This is a genomic window from Asticcacaulis excentricus (assembly GCF_003966695.1).
Lineage (GTDB): Bacteria > Pseudomonadota > Alphaproteobacteria > Caulobacterales > Caulobacteraceae > Asticcacaulis > Asticcacaulis excentricus_A.
The window spans coordinates 1,630,509-1,649,979 of record NZ_AP018827.1 but is presented as its reverse complement, the minus strand read 5'-3'; the positions used below and the strand labels follow the sequence as shown (position 1 = coordinate 1,649,979).

Genomic DNA, 19,471 nt, shown 5'->3' with positions numbered 1-19,471 from the left:
CGAAACCTACCTTGTCGGAACCGGCTTTTCGCCGCGATAGTCATAGAAGCCGCGCCCGGTCTTACGACCATACCAGCCGGCCTCAACATACTTCACCAGCAGCGGGCAGGGGCGGTACTTGGAATCCGACAGGCCGTCATACAACACGTTCATGATGGCCAGCACCGTATCCAGACCGATAAAATCGCCCAGCTCCAGCGGCCCCATCGGGTGATTGGCCCCCAGCTTCATGGCCGTGTCGATGGCTTCGACCGTCCCCACCCCTTCGTACAGGGTGTAGATGGCTTCGTTGATCATCGGGATCAGGATGCGGTTGACGATAAAGGCCGGATAGTCCTGCGCATTGGCGGTGATCTTGTCGAGGCTTTCGGCAAAGCGCACTGCCGCCTCATAGGTGTCGGTCTCGGTGGCGATGCCGCGGATGATTTCGACCAGCTTCATGATCGGCACCGGGTTCATGAAGTGCAGGCCGATAAAGCGCGTCGGACGATCCGAAGCCGTGGCCAGTCGCGTGATCGAGATGGATGAGGTGTTCGACGCCAGAATGGCTTCGGGTTTCAGGTGTTCGGACACCGATTGGAAGATGGCCTTCTTGATGTCTTCGTTTTCGGTCGCCGCCTCGATGACCAGATCGCAGTCGGCCAGTTCCGAGGCCATAGCCGCCGGCTTGACCAGCTTGACCGCATTGGCGCCTGTCTCAGCCGTGATGACGCCCTTTTCGACCGACCGGGCGATGCCCTTGTTGATCTTTTCGATCGCCTTGGCGATGGCGGCGGCCTGCTGATCGTAGAGGAAGACGTCGTAGCCTGCCTGCGCGCACACCTGCGCAATGCCCGACCCCATCTGCCCTGCCCCGATAACGCCGACGACTTTGATCTCTGTCATTTTGAACCCGCGGTACTTGTTATTAGGGCAGGAGCTTAAACCGCCCCACCGGGTAATCAAGGGCCCAGAAAAAATTATACCTCCCCAACTTGTTGGGGAGGGGGACCGCGCCTGAAAGGCGTGGTGGTGGGGTATCTGGCTATACGTCCCTTTACACAGTGACGAAGTTCAAAAAAGAAACCCCACCACCACATCTCACCGGCTTCGCAGGCTCGTGCGGTCCCCCTCCCCGGCATAGCCAGGGAGGTATAGAACAGCGTTTAACCCAGCGCCTTGACCAGAGCCGGGACGGCGGTCTTGTAATCTTCGACCAGACCGAAATCGGCGACCTGAAAGATCGGGGCTTCCGGGTCCTTGTTGATGGCGACGATGACCTTGGAGTCCTTCATACCGGCCAGGTGCTGGATAGCGCCCGAAATACCGACGGCGATGTAGAGCTCAGGCGCCACGACCTTACCGGTTTGCCCCACCTGATAGTCATTGGGGGCATAGCCTGCATCGACCGCTGCGCGCGAGGCGCCAACCGCGGCCCCCAGCTTGTCGGCCAGGGGCTCCAGCACGGCCTTGAACTCATCGGCCGAACCTAGCGCCCGGCCACCGGACACCACCACCTTGGCCGCACCCAGTTCGGGACGATCCGAGACGACCTTTTCGTCCGACACAAAGCGCGTTTTCAGCGTCACCGCCGGAACGGCCACGGCTTCGACCGCCGCCGAACCACCTGTCGCCGCCACCGGCGCAAAGGCCGTCGGACGCACGGTCAACACCTTCTTGGCGTCCACTGTCTTAACGGTTTCCAGCGCATTACCCGCATAGATGGGGTGCACGAAGGTGTCGCCCGCCACCACTTCGATGACGTCGGAAATGATCGAAACGTCGAGCGCGGCGGCGATGCGCGGCGCGACATTCTTGCCCGAAGCCGTGGCCGGGAGGGCGATGGCGTCATAGCCACCGGCCAGCGACACGATCAGGGCCGAAACGGCCTCAGCAATGTCGGCCTTCAGCTCGGCACTTTCGGCCGTCAGCACCTTGCGCACGCCCGCCGCCGCAGCGGCCTGAGCGGCCACGGCAGACGCTTCGCCATAGACCAGCACGTCGATATCCCCCGACAGCTTTTGCGCCGCCGTGATGACCTTCAGCGTCGTGTCGCGCAGGTGTGCGCCGTCGTGATCGGCAATAACCAGAACCGCCATCAGAGAACTCCTGCCGTCTTGAGGTTAGCGATAAGGGCATCGGCGCTATCGACCTTGATACCCGCCGACCGCTTGGCCGGCTCGGTGACCTTGACCACCGTCAGGCGCGCCGCCGCATCGACGCCGTAATCGGCCAGTGCCCTGGTATCGAGCGGCTTCTTCTTGGCCTTCATGATGTTGGGCAGGGAGGCGTAGCGCGGCTCATTGAGGCGCAGATCGGTCGTGATGACCGCCGGAAGCTGCACGCCAAGCGTTTGCAGACCGCCATCGACTTCGCGGGTGACGAGCGCTTCGGAACCTGCGATCTCCACCTTCGAGGCAAAGGTCGCCTGCGGCCAGTCGAGCAGGGCCGACAGCATCTGGCCGGTGGCGTTGTTGTCGCCATCAATGGCCTGTTTGCCCATCAGCACGATGTCCGGCGTTTCCTGAGCCACTACGGCCTTCAGCACCTTGGCGACGGCCAGCGGCTCAAGGTCCTGATCGGTTTCGATCAGCAGGCCGCGATCGGCACCCATGGCCAGAGCCGTGCGCAGGATCGCCTCGCACTGCGCGACGCCGATGGAGACGGCGACGATCTCGGTCACCGTGCCCTTTTCCTTGAGGCGCACCGCCTCTTCGACGGCGATTTCGTCAAAGGGGTTCATGGCCATCTTGACATTGGCCAGATCGACGCCGGTCTGGTCAGACTTGACGCGGACCTTGACATTGTAGTCCAACACCCGCTTGACGGGTACCAGTACCTTCATGGTGAGCTTTCCTCGCAGCAAGCTATAATTCGATGACGTTTACTGACGCCGCTGCCCCTCAAAGTCAATCGGTGTCGTGGCGGAAACCCGCGCATTTTATTGGCTTTCCGATCTCAACGGCAACCATTTCACTTGCCTGTGGCGCGGTTTGAAGGCATGGAAACGGGCACTCAACTGATCGCGCCGTTGCGGAAGCCTGCCGTATGAAAACCGACAAAAATCTTATCCTTCGCGTCAAGTTAATCGCGCTGGGGGTCTTCATAGTGGCCAGCATCGGCATTCTGGTCTATGGCGCGCTGTACGAAATGCCGCGCCGCAAGTGTGAGGCCAATGGCGGGTGGTGGTCGGACAAGTACCGCGCGTGCAAAACGCCGGTCTATCTACCGCTTTTGACCAAACGTAAGGCGGGTGAGCCGCAAAAGATCCTGTGGCCGACCGAAGACGCCAAAGGCGCGTCCAATGGCTCGCCCAGGCCGTTGGATCAGCCGGCGGCTTCGGCCGCAAGTGCGTCAAAATAAGAGTTAGCCACGAAAAACACGAAAAACACGAAAAACACGAACGGTGTGTGCTTGACGGCTTGTGCCCGAAGGGCCTTGACGGCGCTTCCCACACACTGAGTGTTACCGCGCTGTATGCGGACTATCCCCGCAAAGAAGTTTGTGCTTTTCGTGTTTTTCGCGGTCAAAGTCCTAAACCTTGCCCGGCACCCATAGCACATCGGCGCGGCCCTGATCATTGGCGTGGCGCGCCAGCACGAACAGCAGGTCCGACAGTCGGTTGAGATAGGTCGTCACCGGTGGGCTCACCACCTCATCCGCCAACTGCGTCAGCGCCACGCAATCGCGCTCGGCCCGCCGCGCAATCGTGCGAGCCAGATGCAGATGCGCGCTCAGCGGCGACCCGGCCGGCAAGATGAAGGAACTGAGGGGCGCCATCTCGCCATTATAGCGATCTATCGCCTGTTCCAGCGCTTCCACGCGCTGTGCATCAAGCCGCAGCGGCGTCCAGCTCTTGGGCTGACCGTCCTCAGGGACGGCCAGATCGGCTCCCAGATCGAACAGATCGTTCTGCACCTGCGCCAGAAGGGCATCGACCGCCCCGTCCGCGAACAGGCGCGCCACGCCCAGCGCCGCATTGGCTTCATCGACGCTGCCCATGGCGACGACGCGCGCATCGGTTTTCAGTCGCCGCGCGCCGTCGCCCAGACCCGTCGTTCCGTCATCGCCGGTGCGCGTATAAATCCTGTTGAGCTTCACCATAGACGGCTCAGTGCCCCGTCTTCCACCAGGCCAGCAGGCACAGAAGGCCGATGGCCACCGCCTGAAGCATGACGCGCCACTGCATCAGCTTGTTCGACCAGCGCTCACCAAACCGGCCGCCGCGATAGAGGCTGAACACGCCTATGCCCAGCACGACAAGGACCGCAAACATCGCCAGCAAGGCGGCAATCAGAAGAAAAGTGCTCATCGCAGGCTCGCTCAGCAACAGGCTTTGAGAAAATAACCGGCCTGTATCAACCATGTTAACGCCAAAAAATCCAGATCGTCATGCGTGTTGTTTAAAACAACGCACCCGAGGAATTCTCCGGACAGGCCACTTCATGTTACAGGGTTACACTTTTTTAGAGGTCAGGTCTATTTTTTGCCTGTTTTTCGGCGTAATGAAGTTCTGTATACGACGGAATGAACGATCATTCTCGTTATGGATACATCAGACTTCACCCCTACGGGTGTGGTACGCGTTTCTCACCGAATTCCCTGCGTTAACGCCCTTTGGGGCTTGCCCTACAGACCCGATAGGTATTAAACCGCGTAACCCATTGAATTCCCTAAAACCCTACCCCGTTTATGGGTACAGGTTCCATCCGGCGGCCCGCACCGCCCTCAACACAGCTCGATAAATGAACATGTATCAGGCGTATGAACTGAAAGACAAACTCACTCAGGAAGAGACGGCACTGCCTCTGGGCGCGCGCGCGCGTTCCAAGGAACTGAACCGTCTCAAAATCCTTGCCTCCGCCAAAGCTCTGTTCCGGGAGCGCGGCTATGAGGCGGCCACCTTACGCGACATCGCGCGCGAAGCGGGTCTGTCCACGGGTGCCGTTTTCGCCAACTTCGCCGACAAGAACGAGATCTTCGTGAAGGTCGTCGAAGAAGAAACCGCACGCGTCATCACCGCAGCCATCGACGCGCACGACACGACGCGCCCGCTGGCCGATCGTCTGCACCGTCAGCTTATGGCGGCCTATGAAGCGGCAGAGGGCAATGTGCGCCTGATCCTGTCGGCCTTCGTGATGAACTGGAGCGGTCAGACCAGTGACACCGAAGCCAATGCCGGTCTGGCCGATATCGCCAGCCTCACCGACATGACGCGCCAGGTGATTCTGGAGACCCTGCGCCACGCCCAAAGCGAAAACGAACTGCCAGCCAAGGCCGACATCGAGCATGGCGCCGAGATCATCGAAGACCTCACCTTCTCCAACCTGCGCCGCGCCCATCGCGACGGGCAGGCGTTCGTCTCGATGGGCGAGCGTCTGCGCTTTCAGATCGAACTGATCGTGTCTGGCCTGAAGGCGGCGTAAGCCAATCCTCTCTCCTCCCATAAAAAAGCCGCCGGGGTCTCTCTGGCGGCTTTTTTATGTCTGACGCTTGAGCGGAATGATTCCAAATGGAAGCGCCATTCCCCTCTAAACTTTTGTTTTGTCGCGATATTTTTGTCGAAAATCGCTTACACTTTTCGACATATCGCTCTAATCTTACCAACGACCATAGATATAGACCGGCTAGGAAGCTGAGGCTATCGGCGTCCGTCGGTTATTCAAACGTGGTGGCGATATCCGCCCCTTCCTTGAGCGTCAGGGTGACCGGCGTGCGTTCGACCACCTCGGCCAGTCGCGCCTTTTGGGCCTCATCCAGCGCCCCCGTCAGGGTCAGGACGCGCGTGATTTTTGAGCGCTTGTCGTCCTTTGCGTGGTGCAATTCGACATCAATCGCCTCCAGCGGCCAGCCCTTGCGCGCCGCATACATGCGCAGCGTGATGCAGGTACAGGCGGCCAGTGAAGCCAGCAGCAGGTCGTAGGGGGCAAACCCGGCATTGCCGCCCCCCAGCGCTTCGGGCTCATCGGCGCTGAGGCTGCGTCCGCCCGTTTCGATGGTGGTGAGAAAGTCGGCGATGCCGATATGGGCGCGCGCATGGGCCATGGAGGGTCTCCTTTGCGGCAACACTATATCCGCCGAAGTGCTCTTCCTATGGCTATTTTACGGGCGCGCATCGCAAATGGAGAACAGCGGCGGGGTGCTGGTAAACCCAAGAGGTAAACTCATGACGACCCTGTATGGCCAAGAGGCCCGCGAACGCATCTGGTCCCTGATCAAGGACACCAAGGTGGCCATGCTGGCGACGCACGCCGTGACCGGCCTGCTGCACGCGCGGCCCATGATGCCGCAGATCCGCCGCCCGGAAGACAAGGCCTTTGACGGTGTGCTGTGGTTTTTCACCGGGGCCGACACGGGAAAGATGGCGGAAATCGACGCCAATCCGGCAGCGCTGCTGACCTTTTCCGACCCCAAGGGTCACAACTATGTCGCCCTGAACGGCACGGTGAGCATCAGTCGCGACCCGGCCATTATCGACGAACTGTGGTCGGCGGCCGATAAGGCGTGGTTCCCCGGCGGCAAGGACGACCCCAACCTGCGCCTGCTGCGGTTCGACGCCAGCGAGGCCGAATTCTGGGACAGCCCCGGTCTGATTGCGGCCGGCATCGCCTTCCTTCAGGCCCTGGCCACGGGCGAACGCGCTGACCCCGGCGACCACGGCCATGCCGATCTCGACATTCCCGATTTGGCTCCGCACACAGACCATAAGGCCAATCCGCTCGCCCTCACGCCGCGCGATCCAGTGGGTTAAGGGATAAGCAAGGTGCTGCCGGTGGTGGCGCGGCTCTCCAGCGCTTCGTGGGCCGCGCGCGCCTCGGTCAGCGCAAAACGCTGATCAATCCGTACACGGACCTTGCCGTTCAGGATGACGTCAAACAGGTCCGCAGCGGACTCAAGTAGCGTTGCCCGGTCGCGGTTATAGCCAAACACCGAAGGCCGCGTCAGGAACAGCGAACCCTTCGTATTCAGCACCGAAATATCGACCGGCGGCACGGCGCCCGACGACTGTCCGAACGACACCATCAGGCCCAACGGCTTGAGCACATCCAGCGATCCGTCGAACGTATCCTTGCCCACCGAGTCATAGACCACGTCGACCTTGCGGCCATCCGTAATCTCCAGAACGCGCGCGACGAAATCTTCGGTGCGGTAGTTGATCAGGTGCTCGTAGCCATTCTGGCGCGCCAGTTCGATCTTGGCCTCAGAACCGGCGGTGCCGATCACCGTGGCCCCCAGCGCCCTGGCCCATTGCCCGGCGATCAGCCCGACGCCCCCGGCCGCCGCGTGGATCAAGATCGTATGTCCCGGCCCGACGCGAAAGGTGCGGCGCAACAGATACTGCGCGGTCAATCCTTTGAGAAAGGCCGCCGCCGCCACTTCGTCGCTAAGGCCATCGGGAATGGGGATCAGCTTGTCGGCAGCGATCAGGCGTTGTTGCGCATAGCCGCCAGGCGTCGCCGAATAGACCACCCGGTCGCCGGGTTTGACGACATCGACGCCTTCGCCCACCGCCTCGACAATGCCCGCGCCTTCATTCCCCGGCACAAAGGGCAGGGCGGTCTTATAGAGCCCCGAACGGAAATAGGTGTCGATGAAGTTGACGCCAATGGCAGTGTGACGCACCCGCGCCTCAGCGGGCCCCGGATCGCCGACCTCGATCTGTTCGACGCTGAGAACCTCCGGTCCGCCGGTTTGATGCACCCGAATGGCTGTGGTCATAAGGCTTTGTCTTTCTCGCAATGGAGAGTGAGATTAAACCACCTCGCCTGCGCGGAAAATCAGCGATGATCCCGGCTCGACCGCTGTCCACACCTCGTCGTGGGTGAGGGGCTGGGTGGCGATGATGATGACCTTGTCGTTCGGTGTGGTTTCCTGCGCGAAATCGACCTGCATCTCGGCGTCGATCAGGGTGGCGCGACCAAACGGCGCGCGGCGCTGAATATAGGTCAGCTTCTTTGAGCAACTGGCGTAAAGCGACCGTCCATCGGTCAGCAAGGCATTGAAAACGCCCATCTTGCGCAGCTCACCGAACAGCCGCTTGACCTCCTTGTCCAGCACCCGGGCCGGCGGATAATCCATATATTTGCGGACCAGTTGATCGAGTATCCAGCAGAAGGCGTGTTCGGAGTCGGTTGTGCCGATCGGGCGGAAAAAGCTCAGCGGCAGGGCTTTGACGCCCTTGAGCTGCCCATTGTGGGCAAAGGTCCACGCCCGGCCCCACAGTTCGCGGGTGAAGGGGTGGGTGTTTTCCAGCGCCACGCGGCCGCGATTGGCCTTGCGCACATGGGCGATGACCGTCTTGGACTTTATGGGGTAGTCACGCACCAGTGCCGCCAGCTCGGACGTCGCCGACGGGTTCGGGTCGTGAAAATTACGACAGCCCTTTTGCTCATAGAAGCTGATGCCCCAACCATCGGCGTGCGGACCGGTGGCTCCGCCGCGCTTGGCCAGGGCCGTAAAGGAAAAGCGGATGTCGGTGGGCACATTGGCGCTCATGCCCAGAAGTTCGCACATGTCTCAATACCCGGATATAAACCTCGTCTCACCTGTAACAGGCACACACCCCGACCGGCAAACGAGGCTTTCTATCGCGTTGAGTAAGAAGAGATATGCAACAGGATTGCCCGTTTACACATCCCGGTTTACCAATCGTTCCGGTATTGGCCGCGTTGGGGCCGATTTATTTTTGCAACGCCTCATGTGTTTCCGAACCGCTTCACACGTTTCGGCATGAGGCTCTCCATGGAGACTTCCGATGAGACGCACGGCAACAGCCCAGTGGCGCGGCGACGGCATGACCGGCACCGGCACGCTCACCACCCAAAGCGGCGCCTTCACGGCCCAGCCCTACAGCTTTAAGACCCGTTTCGGCGACGAAGACGGTAAGGCCGGGACCAATCCGGAAGAACTGATCGCAGCGGCGCATTCGGGGTGTTTTACCATGGCCCTGTCATTCGCCTTGGCCAAGGCTGGGTTCACGGCGGAACTGCTGGAAACCGAAGCCGTGGTTGAGGTCACGCCCTCCGAAGCGGGCTTTTCCATCACCGCCATCACGCTAAAACTGAAGGCCCATGTGCCGGGTGTGTCGGCGGAGCAGTTTCAGGAACTGGCCGCCGGGGCCAAGGCCAACTGCCCGATCTCCAAGGCGCTGGCCTCGGTGCCGATCACCCTGGAAGCGACGCTGGCCTAATCTGCCCTGACCCATTCATGTTTCCCCGGAACGTTGGCGAGACATGAATGGGGTTTGACGCGCGGCGCGGCTTTCAGTAAGGCTTGGCCTGATCTCCCTGAGTTAGCTGGGCCTTATATCTATGAGCACCGTTCCTCCTCCCGAAGTCATCTATGTCGATGGTCACAAGGTCGCCTGCAATGGCGGCGGTGGCGCGCTGGGTCACCCGCTGGTTTATCTGGAACTGGGGGCCAATGGTGAGGTCGAATGCGGCTATTGCGACCGCAAGTTTGTGCATAAGGACCACGCGCACGAGTACCAAAGCCCGGCACCGCGCCCCGAAGGCGATCACTAAAGCCAGCCGATCTGAGGTTGTCAGATCGGCGCTTTCGTTTTTGGCTTAGCGCACTTTTTCATCCAAAAAGTGCGTCCCACTTTTTGGAAAGTGCTCTGATGAGATACCTGCACACCATGGTCCGCGTGAAGGATCTGGACGCGGCGCTCGATTTCTATTGTCGCGGTCTGGGTCTGTTTGAGGTGCGCCGCACGGTGAGCGAAAAGGGCCGCTTTACGCTGGTGTTTCTGGCCGCGACGCTTGATTCGGCCTCGGCGACCGTCAATGGTGGCGACCGTGCTGCGCCGCATGTCGAGCTGACCTATAACTGGCCCGACGAAAACGGCAATGTCGAAGACTATACGGGCGGGCGAAATTTCGGGCACCTGGCCTATGAGGTCGATGACATCTATGCCGCCTGTCAGCACCTGATGGATATGGGCGTGGTGATCAACCGCCCGCCGCGCGATGGCAATATGGCCTTTGTGCGCTCTCCGGACGGCATCAGCATCGAACTGCTGCAAAAGGGGGCACCCAAAGCCCCGCAGGAACCGTGGGCCAGTATGCCCAATACGGGGAGCTGGTAGGGTTTTAGCTGCGAGAAACACAAAAAGCCGTTCGGAATTCCGGGCGGCTTTTTGGTTGTTTCGACTGGCCACCCTCCCCGCCAGAGAGAGGTGTAGGGGGGGGCGCCTATCTGTGGGCGGTTTAAAAAGTCATGAAGCTCTGATAATCTTACCCCTCCCTGCACGACGTGCGGGGAGGGGGACCGCGCCTGAAAGGCGTGGTGGTGGGGTGTCACCTTGTCAGCCACAGATCCGAAGCAAATCGCCAGAGCGCGCCGGTTCCGCAAAGCCCTGACTATGCCCGAATGGCTGTTGTGGGAACGCCTGAAACAGCGCCTTGATGACGGTCTGGTCTTTCGGCGGCAGCATCCGTTAGGCCCGTACATTCTCGACTTCTATTGCAAGGCCGCACGCCTCTGTATCGAGGTCGATGGGGCGCACCACAGTCTGGCTGATCGCCCGCAACGCGATGCTGAGCGGGACCGGTTCGTCGAAGCGCAAGGTCTGGAAGTCTATCGGATTGCCGCTGCCGATGTGTTTGCCGATCCGGACGCGGTGGCTGACGGGGTGAGACTGAAGGCTCTGGAGCGGCTGGACAGGTCGTGAACCACCCCACCCGTCATTTGGCGTGCGCCAAATGCCACCCTCCCCGCCAGTGGGGAGGTGTAGGGGGGCTTAAATGCTACCCACGCGCCCGAGCACTTGGGACCAGTATGCCCAATATGGGGAGCTGGTTATCACGCCACCTTGAGCGGCTCGATCTGGGCTTTTAACTCGTCGAACCGTTCGCGCTTCGCCTTGCGCAGATCGTAGTCCTTTTGCAGGTTCAACCAGAACTCCGGGCTGGTGCCGAGGAACAGGCCCAGGCGCAGCGCCATTTCTGCCGTGATGGCGCGGCGGCCTTCGATAATGGCCTTGATGGCCGCGCGATCCACCTTTATGGCCGCCGCCAGCGTGCCGGGGCGGATGCCCAGATCGTCCAGAAAGTCTTCCTTCAGCAGGACGCCCGGCGGGTCGATGTCGATATAGTCCGTCATTTTCTGTGCTTTCCAGAGGCCTGTGCTGTTTCAGTGATAGTCCACGAATTCGACTTCATAGGCCTTGCCGTCCTGCCATTTGAAGACAATGCGCCATTGGTCATTGACGCGGATCGAATAGAAGCCTTTGCGATCACCTTGCAGGGCTTCCAGCCGGTTTGACGGCGGAACGCGCAGATCATCCAGGCTTATGGCGGCGTGAAGGTAGATCAACCGTCGAAGTGCCTGCTTTTGCAAACCGGCATCCATGCGCTTGACGGCGATGCCCTCAAACAATTGCTGGGTCTGACGATTGGCGAAGCTTTCAATCATGGTGTTGTTTATCACACAACGTGCATGAGAGCAAAGCAATTGTTGTGCGTTGCGCAACATAAGAGCGGAATGATTTCTAGAGCGAAATGACTTTAGGTGGAAACGCCATTTCGCTCTACATTTTTGTTTTATCGCGATGTTTTTGCGGAAAATCGCTCACACTTTTGGCTTCGCCGAACTTCGTTTCCGCACATCGCTCTAGTGGAATCATTCCGCTCAAGCTGCCATTGAGGCGGCGGCCAAGGTGGCGAAGCCGCCGCCCGGCGAGGGACTAAACATCTAGATCATTATATTTCTACCAGAAATCATAATGATCTAGCCTGCTGCCGCAATTTGACGGTTTGAATTGGCATCGTGCGCGGATGGCTTTATGAAGCCTGCACACCCTTCTTGAAGCGAGCCCTCATGTCCCCCAAACGCCTCGTCCTGATCGACGGTTCCGGCTATATCTTCCGCGCCTATCACGGCCTGCCGCCCCTGACGCGCAAGTCCGATGGCCTGCCGGTCGGGGCCGTGTCGGGCTTTTGCAACATGCTGTATAAGCTCATCAAAGAGAACCGCGGTGACGATGCGCCGTCGCATCTGGCGGTTATTTTTGACGCCGGGGCGCACACCTTCCGCAACGACCTCTATGATCAGTATAAGGCGCACCGCCCGCCGCCCCCCGAAGACCTGATCCCGCAATTCCCCCTGATCCGTCAGGCGACGAAGGCCTTTGGCATCCACAATGTCGAGCTTCTGGGCTTTGAAGCCGATGACCTGATCTGCACCTATGCCCGTCTGGCCGTCGAGCAGGGCTTTGAAGTCACCATCATCTCGTCCGACAAGGACCTGATGCAACTGGTCAACGATCACGTTTCCATGCTCGATCCGGTCAAGGGCACGCACGTGGGGCGCGAGCAGGTGATCGAAAAGTTCGGCGTGCCGCCGGAGCTGGTCGTCGATGCGCAGGCCCTGATCGGCGATTCCACCGATAACGTCCCCGGTGCGCCCGGCATCGGCATCAAGACCGCGGCTCAGCTTATCCTCGAATACGGCTCGCTCGATGCCTTGCTTGAGCGTGCGCATGAGATCAAACAACCCAAGCGCCGCGAGGCCCTGACCGACTTCCGCGATCAGATCCTGATGTCGCGTGAGCTGGTGCGTCTGCGCTGTGATGTGCCGCCGCCGTGCCCCATCGAGGAATTTGCTCTGAAAGACCCCAATGCGGCCGAACTGGGGGCGTTTCTGGCCGAGATGGAGTTCACCTCTCTGGCGCGTCGCGTCGGTGGGTCGCTGGCGACGCTCGAAACGGCACAGGCCACCCCGCGCGACCTCACGGCGCCTGTGTCCAAGCCCCTGTTCGGCACCACGACTCAGGTGAGCGCGCCGCGCCCGGCCACCCCTGAAGCGCTGCTGACGCCGGTCGATTACAGCGCCTATCAGTGTGTTCAGGACATAGAGGCGCTGAAGGCCTATCTGGCGCAATGCCGCGCGGCAGGTGTGTTTGCCGTCGATACGGAAACCGACTCGCTGTCGGCTACGGCGTCGGGTCTGGTCGGCGTTTCTCTGAGCTGCGCGCCGGGGTCGGGGGTCTATATCCCGCTGGCGCATCAGTCGGACGACGGCGGTCTGGCCCTGTCCGGGGATGAGTTGAAACAGATCGCTCTGGGTGAGGCGCTGGCCGAACTGAAGCCGCTGCTCGAAGACCCGACGGTGCTCAAGGTGGGGCAGAATATCAAATACGACCTGTCGGTCTTTGCGCGCTATGGCATCCGTGTCGCGCCTTATGACGACACCCTGCTGATCTCCTACGTGCTCGAAGGCGGCCTGCACGGGCACGGCATGGATGAGCTGTCGGAGCTGCATCTGGGCCACACGCCCATCCCGTTCAAGCAGGTGGCTGGCACGGGCAAGAGCGCCAAATCGTTCAAATTCGTCGATCTGAAACCCGCTACCGAATACGCCGCCGAAGACGCCGACATCACGCTGCGTTTGTGGCATGTGCTCAAGCCGCAACTGGCGCAAAAGCGGCTTCTGACCGTCTATGAGACGCTGGAACGCGCCATGCCGACGGTTCTGTCGGACATGGAACTGGCGGGCGTGCGCATCGACCCGCAGGTGCTGCGCCTTCTGTCGCAGGACTTTGGCGTGCGTATGGGCGAGATCGAGGCCGAGGCGCACACGGTGGCCGGCCATCCGTTCAATCTCAATTCGCCGCAACAACTGGGGGCCATCTTCTTCGATGAAATGGCCCTGCCGGGCGGCAAGAAGACCGCGACGGGGCAGTGGGCGACCGACGTCAAGGTGCTGGAAGAGATCGCCGAAAAGGGCACGCACGATCAGGGCCAGCGTCTGGCCCGCCTGCTGCTTGATTACCGGCAGATGGCCAAGCTGAAAGGCACCTATACGGATGCTTTGGTCGAATATGCCGATCCGAAGACGCACCGCATCCATACCTCCTACCAACTGGCGTCAACTACGACGGGCCGCCTGTCGTCCAACGAACCCAACCTGCAAAACATCCCGATCCGCACGCCGGAAGGGCGCAAGATCCGCACCGCCTTCGTGGCGCGTCCGGGGCATAAGCTGATCTCGGCCGACTACTCGCAGATTGAGCTGCGCCTGCTGGCCCATATCGGTGACATCGGCCAGCTCAAAAAGGCGTTTCAGGACGGCATTGACATCCACGCCCTGACGGCCTCGGAAATGTTTGGCGTGCCGGTCGAAGGTATGCCGTCCGAAGTGCGCCGCCGCGCCAAGGCTATCAATTTCGGCATTATCTACGGCATTTCGGCCTTTGGTCTGGGCAATCAGCTCGGCATCGACAATCAGGAGGCCGGTCGCTACATCAAGACCTATTTCGAGCGCTTCCCCGGCATCAAGGCCTATATGGACGCAGCGAAAGACCAGGTGAAGGCGACGGGCTATGTCGAAACCATCTTCGGCCGGCGCATCCACATCCCCGACATCCACGCCAAGTCGGCGGGCCAGCGCGCCTTTGCCGAGCGCGCGGCGATCAATGCGCCCATTCAGGGCACCGCCGCCGACATCATCCGCCGCGCCATGATCCGTATGCCGGGCGCGCTCGAAGCGGCGGGCCTGACCACCACCATGCTGCTTCAGGTGCACGACGAACTGATTTTCGAGGCCCCCGAAGCCGAGGTCGAGGCGGCCAAGGCGGTGATCGTCAAGGTGATGAAACACGCGGCCCTACCGGCGCTCGACATCTCCGTGCCGCTGGAGGTCGAAGCCAAGGCAGCCGACAACTGGGACGAGGCGCATTGATATTGTGTAGTTGCAATTTTGTAGTTACAATATGACCAGGCTACGCTTCGAATGGGATGACGCCAAGGCTCTGTCGAATAAGCGCAAGCACGGGATCAGCTTTGCCTTGGCGACCCGCGTTTTTCTTGATCCGGACGTTCTTACAAAACTGGATCGCATCACGGATTACTAAGAGCGCTGGCAGACAATCGGTCTTGTCGATGACCATATGGTGTTGCCGGTAGCCCATACGACCTGGGAAGAAGATGATCATGGCGAAGTCATCGAAGTTATCCGCATCATCTCTGCGCGCCGCGCCGAAAAGCATGAAAAACAGCAATATGAAATCAACCGTTTCCAAAGTCGTCAGATATGAACTGGATATCGACAATCCTCCGCCGCTCACAGATCAACAAAGGGCCGAACTCAAAGCCCTCTCCGAGCGTCCGGACAGTGACATCGACTATAGCGACATCCCGCCACTGACCGACGACTTTTTCAAAAACGCTGTGCGTGGCCGCTTTTACAAACCCGTCAAACAGCAGGCGACGGTTCGCATTGATGCCGATGTGCTCGATTGGCTGAAAGCGTCCGGCAGGGGGTATCAGACCCGCTTGAATGCCATTCTCCGCAAGGAAATGCTGGCCGATCTGAAACGACGCTAACTAGAGCAAAATGACTTTAAGAGGAATCGTCATTTCGCTCTAAATTTTTGTTTTGTCGCGATGTTTTTGCGGAAAACCGCTCACACTTTTGGCTTCGCCGAACGCCGTTTCCGTACATCGCTCTACTTCCGCACACCGGCGCTCTTGTCCCGCACAGGGCGGAATTCCGAGCCCGCCTTCCATTGTGGCCAGTCGCGGCTATGGGCCAGATCACGCCCCAACCGGTAGGCGAGGTCGATATCTTCGACCGCGCCGCTGAGGTCCCAGTCGGCGCTCCACGCATCGCAGGTCTTGTGATAGCAGTTGGCCGTATAGTCGGCGACCCAGCGCTCTCCGGCGGCGCGTCCACCCTTGACCAGATCGGCCCCGCCGCCCAGTCCCATGATCAGCAGGGTGGGCACGCCGCGCTTGGCCACCGAAAAGTGGTCGGCGCGATAGAACAGACCGCGTTCGGGAGCGGAATCCGGGGTCAGGGTGCGCCCCTGAGTCTGCGCCAGCGTCGCCAGACGGTCTTCCAGATCGTTCTGACCCATGCCGATCAACACCATATCCTTTGCCTTGCCTGCCGTTTGCAGCACGTCCAGCGTGATATTGGCGACCGTGGTTTCCAGCGGATAGGTCGGGCGGCTGGCATAGGTTTCCGAGCCCAGCAGGCCGCGTTCTTCGGCGGTCCATAGCGCAAAGACGACGCTGCGGTCAGGCCTTGGTCCCTGCACAAACTGACGGGCGACTTCCAGCACGGCGGCGGTCCCCAGCCCGTCATCATTGGCACCGGGGCGGAGGGTGCGACCCTGCGCGTCCGCCGGACCTATGCCATAGGCGTCCCAGTGCGCGCCGTACAGGATCGACTCGTCCGGGCGGCTTTTGCCAGGCAGGCGGGCGATGACGTTATGGCTCTGCACCTGATCACTCTTGACCGCGGCCTCGATCGACAGGCGCGCATCCCCGATGGCGACCGGCTTGAAATCATCCCGACGCGCCGCCACACGCAAGGCTTTGAGGTCCAGCCCGGCTTTGCCAAACAGGTCCGCGGCCGCTGCGCCGTTCAGCCAGCCCTGAAACGGCACGGCCTGAAGCGCATCGGGTTGGCGCACCACGTCGAAGACTTCGGAATGCGGGGCGGTGACCGTGCTCCAGCCATAGCCCGCGCCCGGCGTATCGTGGATGATCAGGGCGCCGGCGGCCCCCAGACGCGCGGCAATCTCATACTTATAGACCCAGCGCCCGTACCAGGTCATGGCCCGGCCGCCGAAACGCCCCGCCACCGACTCATCGGCGGCGGCTTCGAAATCCGGATCATTGATCAGGAAGACGGCGATCTTGCCTTTGAGGTCCGCGCCCTTGAAATCGTCGCGCTGACGCTCCGGGGCCTTCACGCCATAGCCGACAAAGACCATAGGCAGGTCCTTGACCGACAGGCGCTCGACCGGGCGGGCTGTGGCCAGATAGATGTCTTGTTCGTGGGTGAGGGGCTGCGTACCTGCGGCCGTGCGCAGGTTCAACAGCGAAGGCGGCGACAGGCGCGTATGGGTCAGTGGCACGGTCTGAAGATAGCTGCCGTTTTCACCACCGGGCTCAAGGCCCAGCGCCTTGAAGCGTTCGCTCAGCCAGGCGATGGTCTTGGCTTCGCCGGCTGTACCGGGGGCGCGCCCTTCAAAAGCATCGGAGGCCAGCACTTTTACGTCCTGCGAAATCCGCGCGCCGTCTATACCGCCAGACACCTGCGCCAACGCCCCACTGGCGGCGAAGCTGGCGATCAGTCCGAGACAGATCAGCGTGCGTTTCATGAGCGGCTCTCCTCGCTAAAAAGCCTTTTATAGGCCGGCCCTTTGACGATGCGCAATTGGCATTTGCCCCTGCGTCCTTGGCCCGATAAGCTGAGGCCATGACCACTGTAAAACGCCTCGACCACTTCAATATCCAAACCCACGACATGGCGGGCACCATCGCCTTCTATGCCGATCTGTTGAACCTTGAGGCACGTACGGCGCCGGAGCGCGACCCGGCGGACCGCATGTGGCTTTACGACTCCGGTGACCGTGCCGTGATCCACCTAAACCGTTTTGGCACCGACAACACCATCCCGCGTGAAGTGGTGCCCGGTAACCCGACCGGGGCGATCCACCATATCGCTTTTGAGTGCGACGGCTATGAGGAGACCGTAGATAAACTTAAGGTTATGGGACTCCACTACGCCACCAATGATATTGCGCGTATATCTTTGCGACAAATATTTGTCGCCGATCCGAACAATGTTCTTCTGGAGCTCAATTTTCGCGGGTAATATATTCCGAATTTTAGAAAACGTAATGGTACGTTTCGTTTTAAAACTCTCATCTATACTATAGTTAACCTTACATTCAGCATTAATACGGAAAATCGAGAAACGTATAATCTGTATCCTTGCCCGTGTTTTCGTGTGCTCAATGTTCAAAAATCTCACCATTCGCGCGCGTATCGTCGCGGCCTTCGCCCTGATCCTGTTTGCTACGGTCGGATTGGGGGTGTTCAGCATCAGTCAGTTGAACGCCGTCAACCGCTCTGTGGATGATCTGGGCTCCAACTGGCTGCCGACGGCCAATACGCTGGGGGACGCCTCGCAAACCTTCGAACTGATGCGCCTGCGCCAGTCGCAACTGCTGATCGTCGCTGAGGCCGAGCGTCCGGAGATCATCGAAAATATCGCCAAGGCGTCCAAGGACCTCGAAGGGTCGCTCGAAAGCTACAAGACGATGATTTCCGGTGGCGACGAGCAGGTGCTGGCCGACAAGATCTACGACACGATGGAGGGCTACCGCACCAACAGCCAGCGCTATCTGGATATGGTGTCGGCAGGCGATATGGCGGGCGCACAAACCTTCTTTATGAACGATATGCAGGCTCAGGCCCGTACCTTGCGCGACGCTATCCGCGCCGACCGCGCCTATCAGGTCGAAGAAGGCAACAAGGCCGCGAATCAGGGCATCGCCACGGGCAGATCAGCCGCCACCCTGATCCTGATCGCGCTGGCCGCGACGGCAGTGTTTGCCGCCCTGATCGGCTTCCTGATGATCCGCAGCGTCTCTGTGCCGATTGCGCGCATGTCGGAGGTGATGAAGGCCCTGTCCGGCGGTCAGGCCGACGTGAAGGTCCCCAATCTGGGCGAGCGCAACGAAATCGGGCAGATGGCGGCGTCTGTCGAGGTCTTCCGCGACGGCCTGATCCGCAACCTTGCCCTCGAAGCGGAGGCGGCGAAGGCCCGCGAAGACGCCGAATATCAGCGCCAGCAGGCCATGCGTGATCTGGCCGCCGATTTCGAAGGGGCTATTGGTGGCGTGGTTGAAATGGTGTCCTCCGCCGCGACGGAGATGCAGGCCACGGCGGCTCAACTGACCGCTTCGGCGCAGGAATCCTCGGCTCAGGCACAGTCGGTGTCGGCAGCCGCCGAAGAGGCCGGCACCAACGTGACCTCTGTGGCCGGTTCGGCTGAGGAACTGGGGGCCTCTGTCTCTGAGATCAGCCGTCAGGTCCAGCATTCGCTGACCAAGGCGCGCGAAGCGGTTACTGAGGCCGAAGCCACCTCGGCCATCGTCAACGAACTGTCAGAGGCCGCGGGCCGCATCACCGGGATCGTGGACATGATTTCGGGTATCGCGTCGCAGACCAATCTGCTGGCGCTTAATGCCACCATCGAATCCGCACGCGCCGGTGAAGCGGGCAAGGGTTTTGCGGTCGTCGCCGCCGAAGTGAAGACGCTGGCCACCCAGACGGCCCGCGCCACCACCGAGATCAATCAGCAGATCGCGGGTATTCAGGCGACCACCGAACAGGCAGTGCGCGCCATCGAAAACATCTCGCAGACCATCCGCATCATCAACGAGTCCTCTGCCACCATCGCCGCTGCGGTGGAGCAGCAGGGCGCGGCGACGAGCGAGATCGTGCAGGCGGTCAATCAGGCCTCTATGGGCACGACTGAGGTGACCCAAAGCATCACCGGCGTCGCCCGTCTGGCCGAAGAAACCGGCATGGGCGCGTCTCAGGTGCTCAACGCCTCTTCCGAGCTGGCGCAACAGGCGGAAACGCTGCGGGCGCAGGTCAATGGCTTCCTGGCGCAGGTCCGCGCGGCATAAGGCGGCTCTGGGGTCAGGCTCAATCGGGAACTAGAGCGAAATGATTTTAGATGG

At 60.6% G+C, this 19,471-nt stretch carries 23 protein-coding genes; 12 read left to right on the top strand and 11 right to left on the bottom strand.

Annotation, left to right across the window (positions count from 1 at the left end):
• Positions 1-6: 6 nt before the first annotated feature.
• The 3 genes from EM6_RS07695 to EM6_RS07685 all read right to left on the bottom strand — a co-directional run bounded on the left by EM6_RS07695 (position 7) and on the right by EM6_RS07685 (position 2,824).
• Positions 7-885, bottom strand: coding sequence for a 3-hydroxybutyryl-CoA dehydrogenase (locus EM6_RS07695; protein WP_126421612.1), 879 nt, complete (start codon positions 883-885; stop codon positions 7-9).
• A 260-nt stretch (positions 886-1,145) separates the two neighbouring features.
• On the bottom strand, positions 1,146-2,078 hold the full coding sequence (locus EM6_RS07690) for an electron transfer flavoprotein subunit alpha/FixB family protein (protein ID WP_126421610.1): 933 nt from the start codon (positions 2,076-2,078) through the stop codon (positions 1,146-1,148).
• Positions 2,078-2,824, bottom strand: a complete 747-nt coding sequence (locus EM6_RS07685) for an electron transfer flavoprotein subunit beta/FixA family protein (RefSeq protein ID WP_126421608.1) — start codon at positions 2,822-2,824, stop codon at positions 2,078-2,080. Before EM6_RS07685 ends, EM6_RS07690 begins: the two co-directional genes overlap by 1 nt.
• A gap of 203 nt (positions 2,825-3,027) precedes the next feature.
• Here EM6_RS07685 and EM6_RS07680 point away from each other — a divergent pair, with 203 nt between their 5' ends.
• A complete protein-coding gene (locus tag EM6_RS07680; protein WP_126421606.1) occupies positions 3,028-3,342 on the top strand; it encodes a hypothetical protein in 315 nt (104 codons plus the stop codon).
• 171 nt (positions 3,343-3,513) lie between these two features.
• On the opposite strand, the gene EM6_RS07675 is transcribed toward EM6_RS07680, so the two are convergent.
• Positions 3,514-4,083 (bottom strand): cob(I)yrinic acid a,c-diamide adenosyltransferase, encoded by a 570-nt coding sequence (locus EM6_RS07675; RefSeq protein WP_126421604.1) that lies wholly within the window; start codon positions 4,081-4,083, stop codon positions 3,514-3,516.
• A gap of 7 nt (positions 4,084-4,090) precedes the next feature.
• Positions 4,091-4,291 carry a twin transmembrane helix small protein gene (locus EM6_RS07670; RefSeq protein ID WP_126421602.1) on the bottom strand — a complete coding sequence of 67 codons (201 nt, stop codon included), beginning with the start codon at positions 4,289-4,291 and terminating at the stop codon, positions 4,091-4,093.
• Between the two features lie 439 nt (positions 4,292-4,730).
• Here EM6_RS07670 and EM6_RS07665 point away from each other — a divergent pair, with 439 nt between their 5' ends.
• On the top strand, positions 4,731-5,405 hold the full coding sequence (locus EM6_RS07665; protein ID WP_232037022.1) for a TetR/AcrR family transcriptional regulator: 675 nt from the start codon (positions 4,731-4,733) through the stop codon (positions 5,403-5,405).
• Positions 5,406-5,637: 232 nt separating this feature from the next.
• On the opposite strand, the gene EM6_RS07660 is transcribed toward EM6_RS07665, so the two are convergent.
• The gene (locus EM6_RS07660) at positions 5,638-6,024 is read right to left on the bottom strand and encodes an OsmC family protein (protein ID WP_126421598.1); all 387 of its coding nucleotides are present in this window, start codon (positions 6,022-6,024) and stop codon (positions 5,638-5,640) included.
• A 121-nt stretch (positions 6,025-6,145) separates the two neighbouring features.
• On the opposite strand from EM6_RS07660, the gene EM6_RS07655 reads away from it, so the two are divergent.
• On the top strand, positions 6,146-6,730 hold the full coding sequence (locus EM6_RS07655; protein WP_126421595.1) for a pyridoxamine 5'-phosphate oxidase family protein: 585 nt from the start codon (positions 6,146-6,148) through the stop codon (positions 6,728-6,730).
• Here the strand turns inward: EM6_RS07655 and EM6_RS07650 are convergent.
• Together EM6_RS07650 and EM6_RS07645 are read right to left on the bottom strand one after the other, a co-directional pair.
• Entirely contained in the window at positions 6,727-7,698 is a 972-nt protein-coding gene (locus tag EM6_RS07650) for a quinone oxidoreductase family protein (protein ID WP_126421593.1), read from the bottom strand. The genes EM6_RS07655 and EM6_RS07650 overlap by 4 nt on opposite strands.
• 33 nt (positions 7,699-7,731) lie before the next feature.
• Positions 7,732-8,493 carry a class II glutamine amidotransferase gene (locus tag EM6_RS07645; protein WP_126421591.1) on the bottom strand — a complete coding sequence of 254 codons (762 nt, stop codon included), beginning with the start codon at positions 8,491-8,493 and terminating at the stop codon, positions 7,732-7,734.
• A 241-nt stretch (positions 8,494-8,734) separates the two neighbouring features.
• Here EM6_RS07645 and EM6_RS07640 point away from each other — a divergent pair, with 241 nt between their 5' ends.
• The 4 genes from EM6_RS07640 to EM6_RS07625 all read left to right on the top strand — a co-directional run bounded on the left by EM6_RS07640 (position 8,735) and on the right by EM6_RS07625 (position 10,654).
• A complete protein-coding gene (locus EM6_RS07640; protein WP_126421589.1) occupies positions 8,735-9,169 on the top strand; it encodes an OsmC family peroxiredoxin in 435 nt (144 codons plus the stop codon).
• 121 nt (positions 9,170-9,290) lie between these two features.
• A complete protein-coding gene (locus EM6_RS07635; RefSeq protein WP_126421587.1) occupies positions 9,291-9,503 on the top strand; it encodes a zinc-finger domain-containing protein in 213 nt (70 codons plus the stop codon).
• A 98-nt stretch (positions 9,504-9,601) separates the two neighbouring features.
• On the top strand, positions 9,602-10,069 hold the full coding sequence (locus EM6_RS07630) for a lactoylglutathione lyase (protein WP_126421585.1): 468 nt from the start codon (positions 9,602-9,604) through the stop codon (positions 10,067-10,069).
• 216 nt (positions 10,070-10,285) lie between these two features.
• Positions 10,286-10,654 carry an endonuclease domain-containing protein gene (locus EM6_RS07625; protein WP_232037021.1) on the top strand — a complete coding sequence of 123 codons (369 nt, stop codon included), beginning with the start codon at positions 10,286-10,288 and terminating at the stop codon, positions 10,652-10,654.
• Positions 10,655-10,785: 131 nt separating this feature from the next.
• On the opposite strand, the gene EM6_RS07620 is transcribed toward EM6_RS07625, so the two are convergent.
• Together EM6_RS07620 and EM6_RS07615 are read right to left on the bottom strand one after the other, a co-directional pair.
• Positions 10,786-11,085: a HigA family addiction module antitoxin gene (locus EM6_RS07620; RefSeq protein ID WP_126421583.1), complete on the bottom strand. Its 300-nt coding sequence runs from the start codon at positions 11,083-11,085 to the stop codon at positions 10,786-10,788.
• A gap of 30 nt (positions 11,086-11,115) precedes the next feature.
• Positions 11,116-11,397: a type II toxin-antitoxin system RelE/ParE family toxin gene (locus tag EM6_RS07615; protein ID WP_126421581.1), complete on the bottom strand. Its 282-nt coding sequence runs from the start codon at positions 11,395-11,397 to the stop codon at positions 11,116-11,118.
• A 405-nt stretch (positions 11,398-11,802) separates the two neighbouring features.
• On the opposite strand from EM6_RS07615, the gene polA reads away from it, so the two are divergent.
• The 3 genes from polA to EM6_RS07600 all read left to right on the top strand — a co-directional run bounded on the left by polA (position 11,803) and on the right by EM6_RS07600 (position 15,308).
• Positions 11,803-14,664, top strand: coding sequence for a DNA polymerase I (gene polA / locus EM6_RS07610; RefSeq protein ID WP_126421580.1), 2,862 nt, complete (start codon positions 11,803-11,805; stop codon positions 14,662-14,664).
• A 31-nt stretch (positions 14,665-14,695) separates the two neighbouring features.
• Complete coding sequence (locus tag EM6_RS17745) at positions 14,696-14,836, top strand: BrnT family toxin (RefSeq protein WP_420000731.1); 141 nt, start codon at positions 14,696-14,698, stop codon at positions 14,834-14,836.
• Positions 14,837-14,984: 148 nt separating this feature from the next.
• Entirely contained in the window at positions 14,985-15,308 is a 324-nt protein-coding gene (locus tag EM6_RS07600; RefSeq protein ID WP_126422954.1) for a BrnA antitoxin family protein, read from the top strand.
• A gap of 122 nt (positions 15,309-15,430) precedes the next feature.
• Here the strand turns inward: EM6_RS07600 and EM6_RS07595 are convergent, their stop codons facing one another.
• Complete coding sequence (locus EM6_RS07595; RefSeq protein ID WP_126421578.1) at positions 15,431-17,095, bottom strand: M28 family peptidase; 1,665 nt, start codon at positions 17,093-17,095, stop codon at positions 15,431-15,433.
• Positions 17,096-17,193: 98 nt separating this feature from the next.
• On the opposite strand from EM6_RS07595, the gene EM6_RS07590 reads away from it, so the two are divergent.
• Together EM6_RS07590 and EM6_RS07585 are read left to right on the top strand one after the other, a co-directional pair.
• Positions 17,194-17,592, top strand: coding sequence for a VOC family protein (locus tag EM6_RS07590; RefSeq protein ID WP_126421576.1), 399 nt, complete (start codon positions 17,194-17,196; stop codon positions 17,590-17,592).
• Positions 17,593-17,734: 142 nt separating this feature from the next.
• Positions 17,735-19,417 carry a methyl-accepting chemotaxis protein gene (locus EM6_RS07585; RefSeq protein WP_126421574.1) on the top strand — a complete coding sequence of 561 codons (1,683 nt, stop codon included), beginning with the start codon at positions 17,735-17,737 and terminating at the stop codon, positions 19,415-19,417.
• The last annotated feature ends 54 nt before the right edge of the window (positions 19,418-19,471 follow it).

Coding starts and splice junctions, on each gene's coding strand:
- EM6_RS07695 (WP_126421612.1), bottom strand. CDS start 885: ATGACAGAGATCAAAGTCGTCGGCGTTATCGGGGCAGGGCAGATGGGG.
- EM6_RS07600 (WP_126422954.1), top strand. CDS start 14,985: ATGAAATCAACCGTTTCCAAAGTCGTCAGATATGAACTGGATATCGAC.
- EM6_RS07640 (WP_126421589.1), top strand. CDS start 8,735: ATGAGACGCACGGCAACAGCCCAGTGGCGCGGCGACGGCATGACCGGC.
- polA (WP_126421580.1), top strand. CDS start 11,803: ATGTCCCCCAAACGCCTCGTCCTGATCGACGGTTCCGGCTATATCTTC.
- EM6_RS07615 (WP_126421581.1), bottom strand. CDS start 11,397: ATGATTGAAAGCTTCGCCAATCGTCAGACCCAGCAATTGTTTGAGGGC.
- EM6_RS07690 (WP_126421610.1), bottom strand. CDS start 2,078: ATGGCGGTTCTGGTTATTGCCGATCACGACGGCGCACACCTGCGCGAC.
- EM6_RS07620 (WP_126421583.1), bottom strand. CDS start 11,085: ATGACGGACTATATCGACATCGACCCGCCGGGCGTCCTGCTGAAGGAA.
- EM6_RS07675 (WP_126421604.1), bottom strand. CDS start 4,083: ATGGTGAAGCTCAACAGGATTTATACGCGCACCGGCGATGACGGAACG.
- EM6_RS07595 (WP_126421578.1), bottom strand. CDS start 17,095: ATGAAACGCACGCTGATCTGTCTCGGACTGATCGCCAGCTTCGCCGCC.
- EM6_RS07645 (WP_126421591.1), bottom strand. CDS start 8,493: ATGTGCGAACTTCTGGGCATGAGCGCCAATGTGCCCACCGACATCCGC.
- EM6_RS07680 (WP_126421606.1), top strand. CDS start 3,028: ATGAAAACCGACAAAAATCTTATCCTTCGCGTCAAGTTAATCGCGCTG.
- EM6_RS07630 (WP_126421585.1), top strand. CDS start 9,602: ATGAGATACCTGCACACCATGGTCCGCGTGAAGGATCTGGACGCGGCG.
- EM6_RS07655 (WP_126421595.1), top strand. CDS start 6,146: ATGACGACCCTGTATGGCCAAGAGGCCCGCGAACGCATCTGGTCCCTG.
- EM6_RS07665 (WP_232037022.1), top strand. CDS start 4,731: ATGTATCAGGCGTATGAACTGAAAGACAAACTCACTCAGGAAGAGACG.
- EM6_RS07585 (WP_126421574.1), top strand. CDS start 17,735: ATGTTCAAAAATCTCACCATTCGCGCGCGTATCGTCGCGGCCTTCGCC.
- EM6_RS07650 (WP_126421593.1), bottom strand. CDS start 7,698: ATGACCACAGCCATTCGGGTGCATCAAACCGGCGGACCGGAGGTTCTC.
- EM6_RS07660 (WP_126421598.1), bottom strand. CDS start 6,024: ATGGCCCATGCGCGCGCCCATATCGGCATCGCCGACTTTCTCACCACC.
- EM6_RS07635 (WP_126421587.1), top strand. CDS start 9,291: ATGAGCACCGTTCCTCCTCCCGAAGTCATCTATGTCGATGGTCACAAG.
- EM6_RS17745 (WP_420000731.1), top strand. CDS start 14,696: ATGACCAGGCTACGCTTCGAATGGGATGACGCCAAGGCTCTGTCGAAT.
- EM6_RS07590 (WP_126421576.1), top strand. CDS start 17,194: ATGACCACTGTAAAACGCCTCGACCACTTCAATATCCAAACCCACGAC.
- EM6_RS07685 (WP_126421608.1), bottom strand. CDS start 2,824: ATGAAGGTACTGGTACCCGTCAAGCGGGTGTTGGACTACAATGTCAAG.
- EM6_RS07670 (WP_126421602.1), bottom strand. CDS start 4,291: ATGAGCACTTTTCTTCTGATTGCCGCCTTGCTGGCGATGTTTGCGGTC.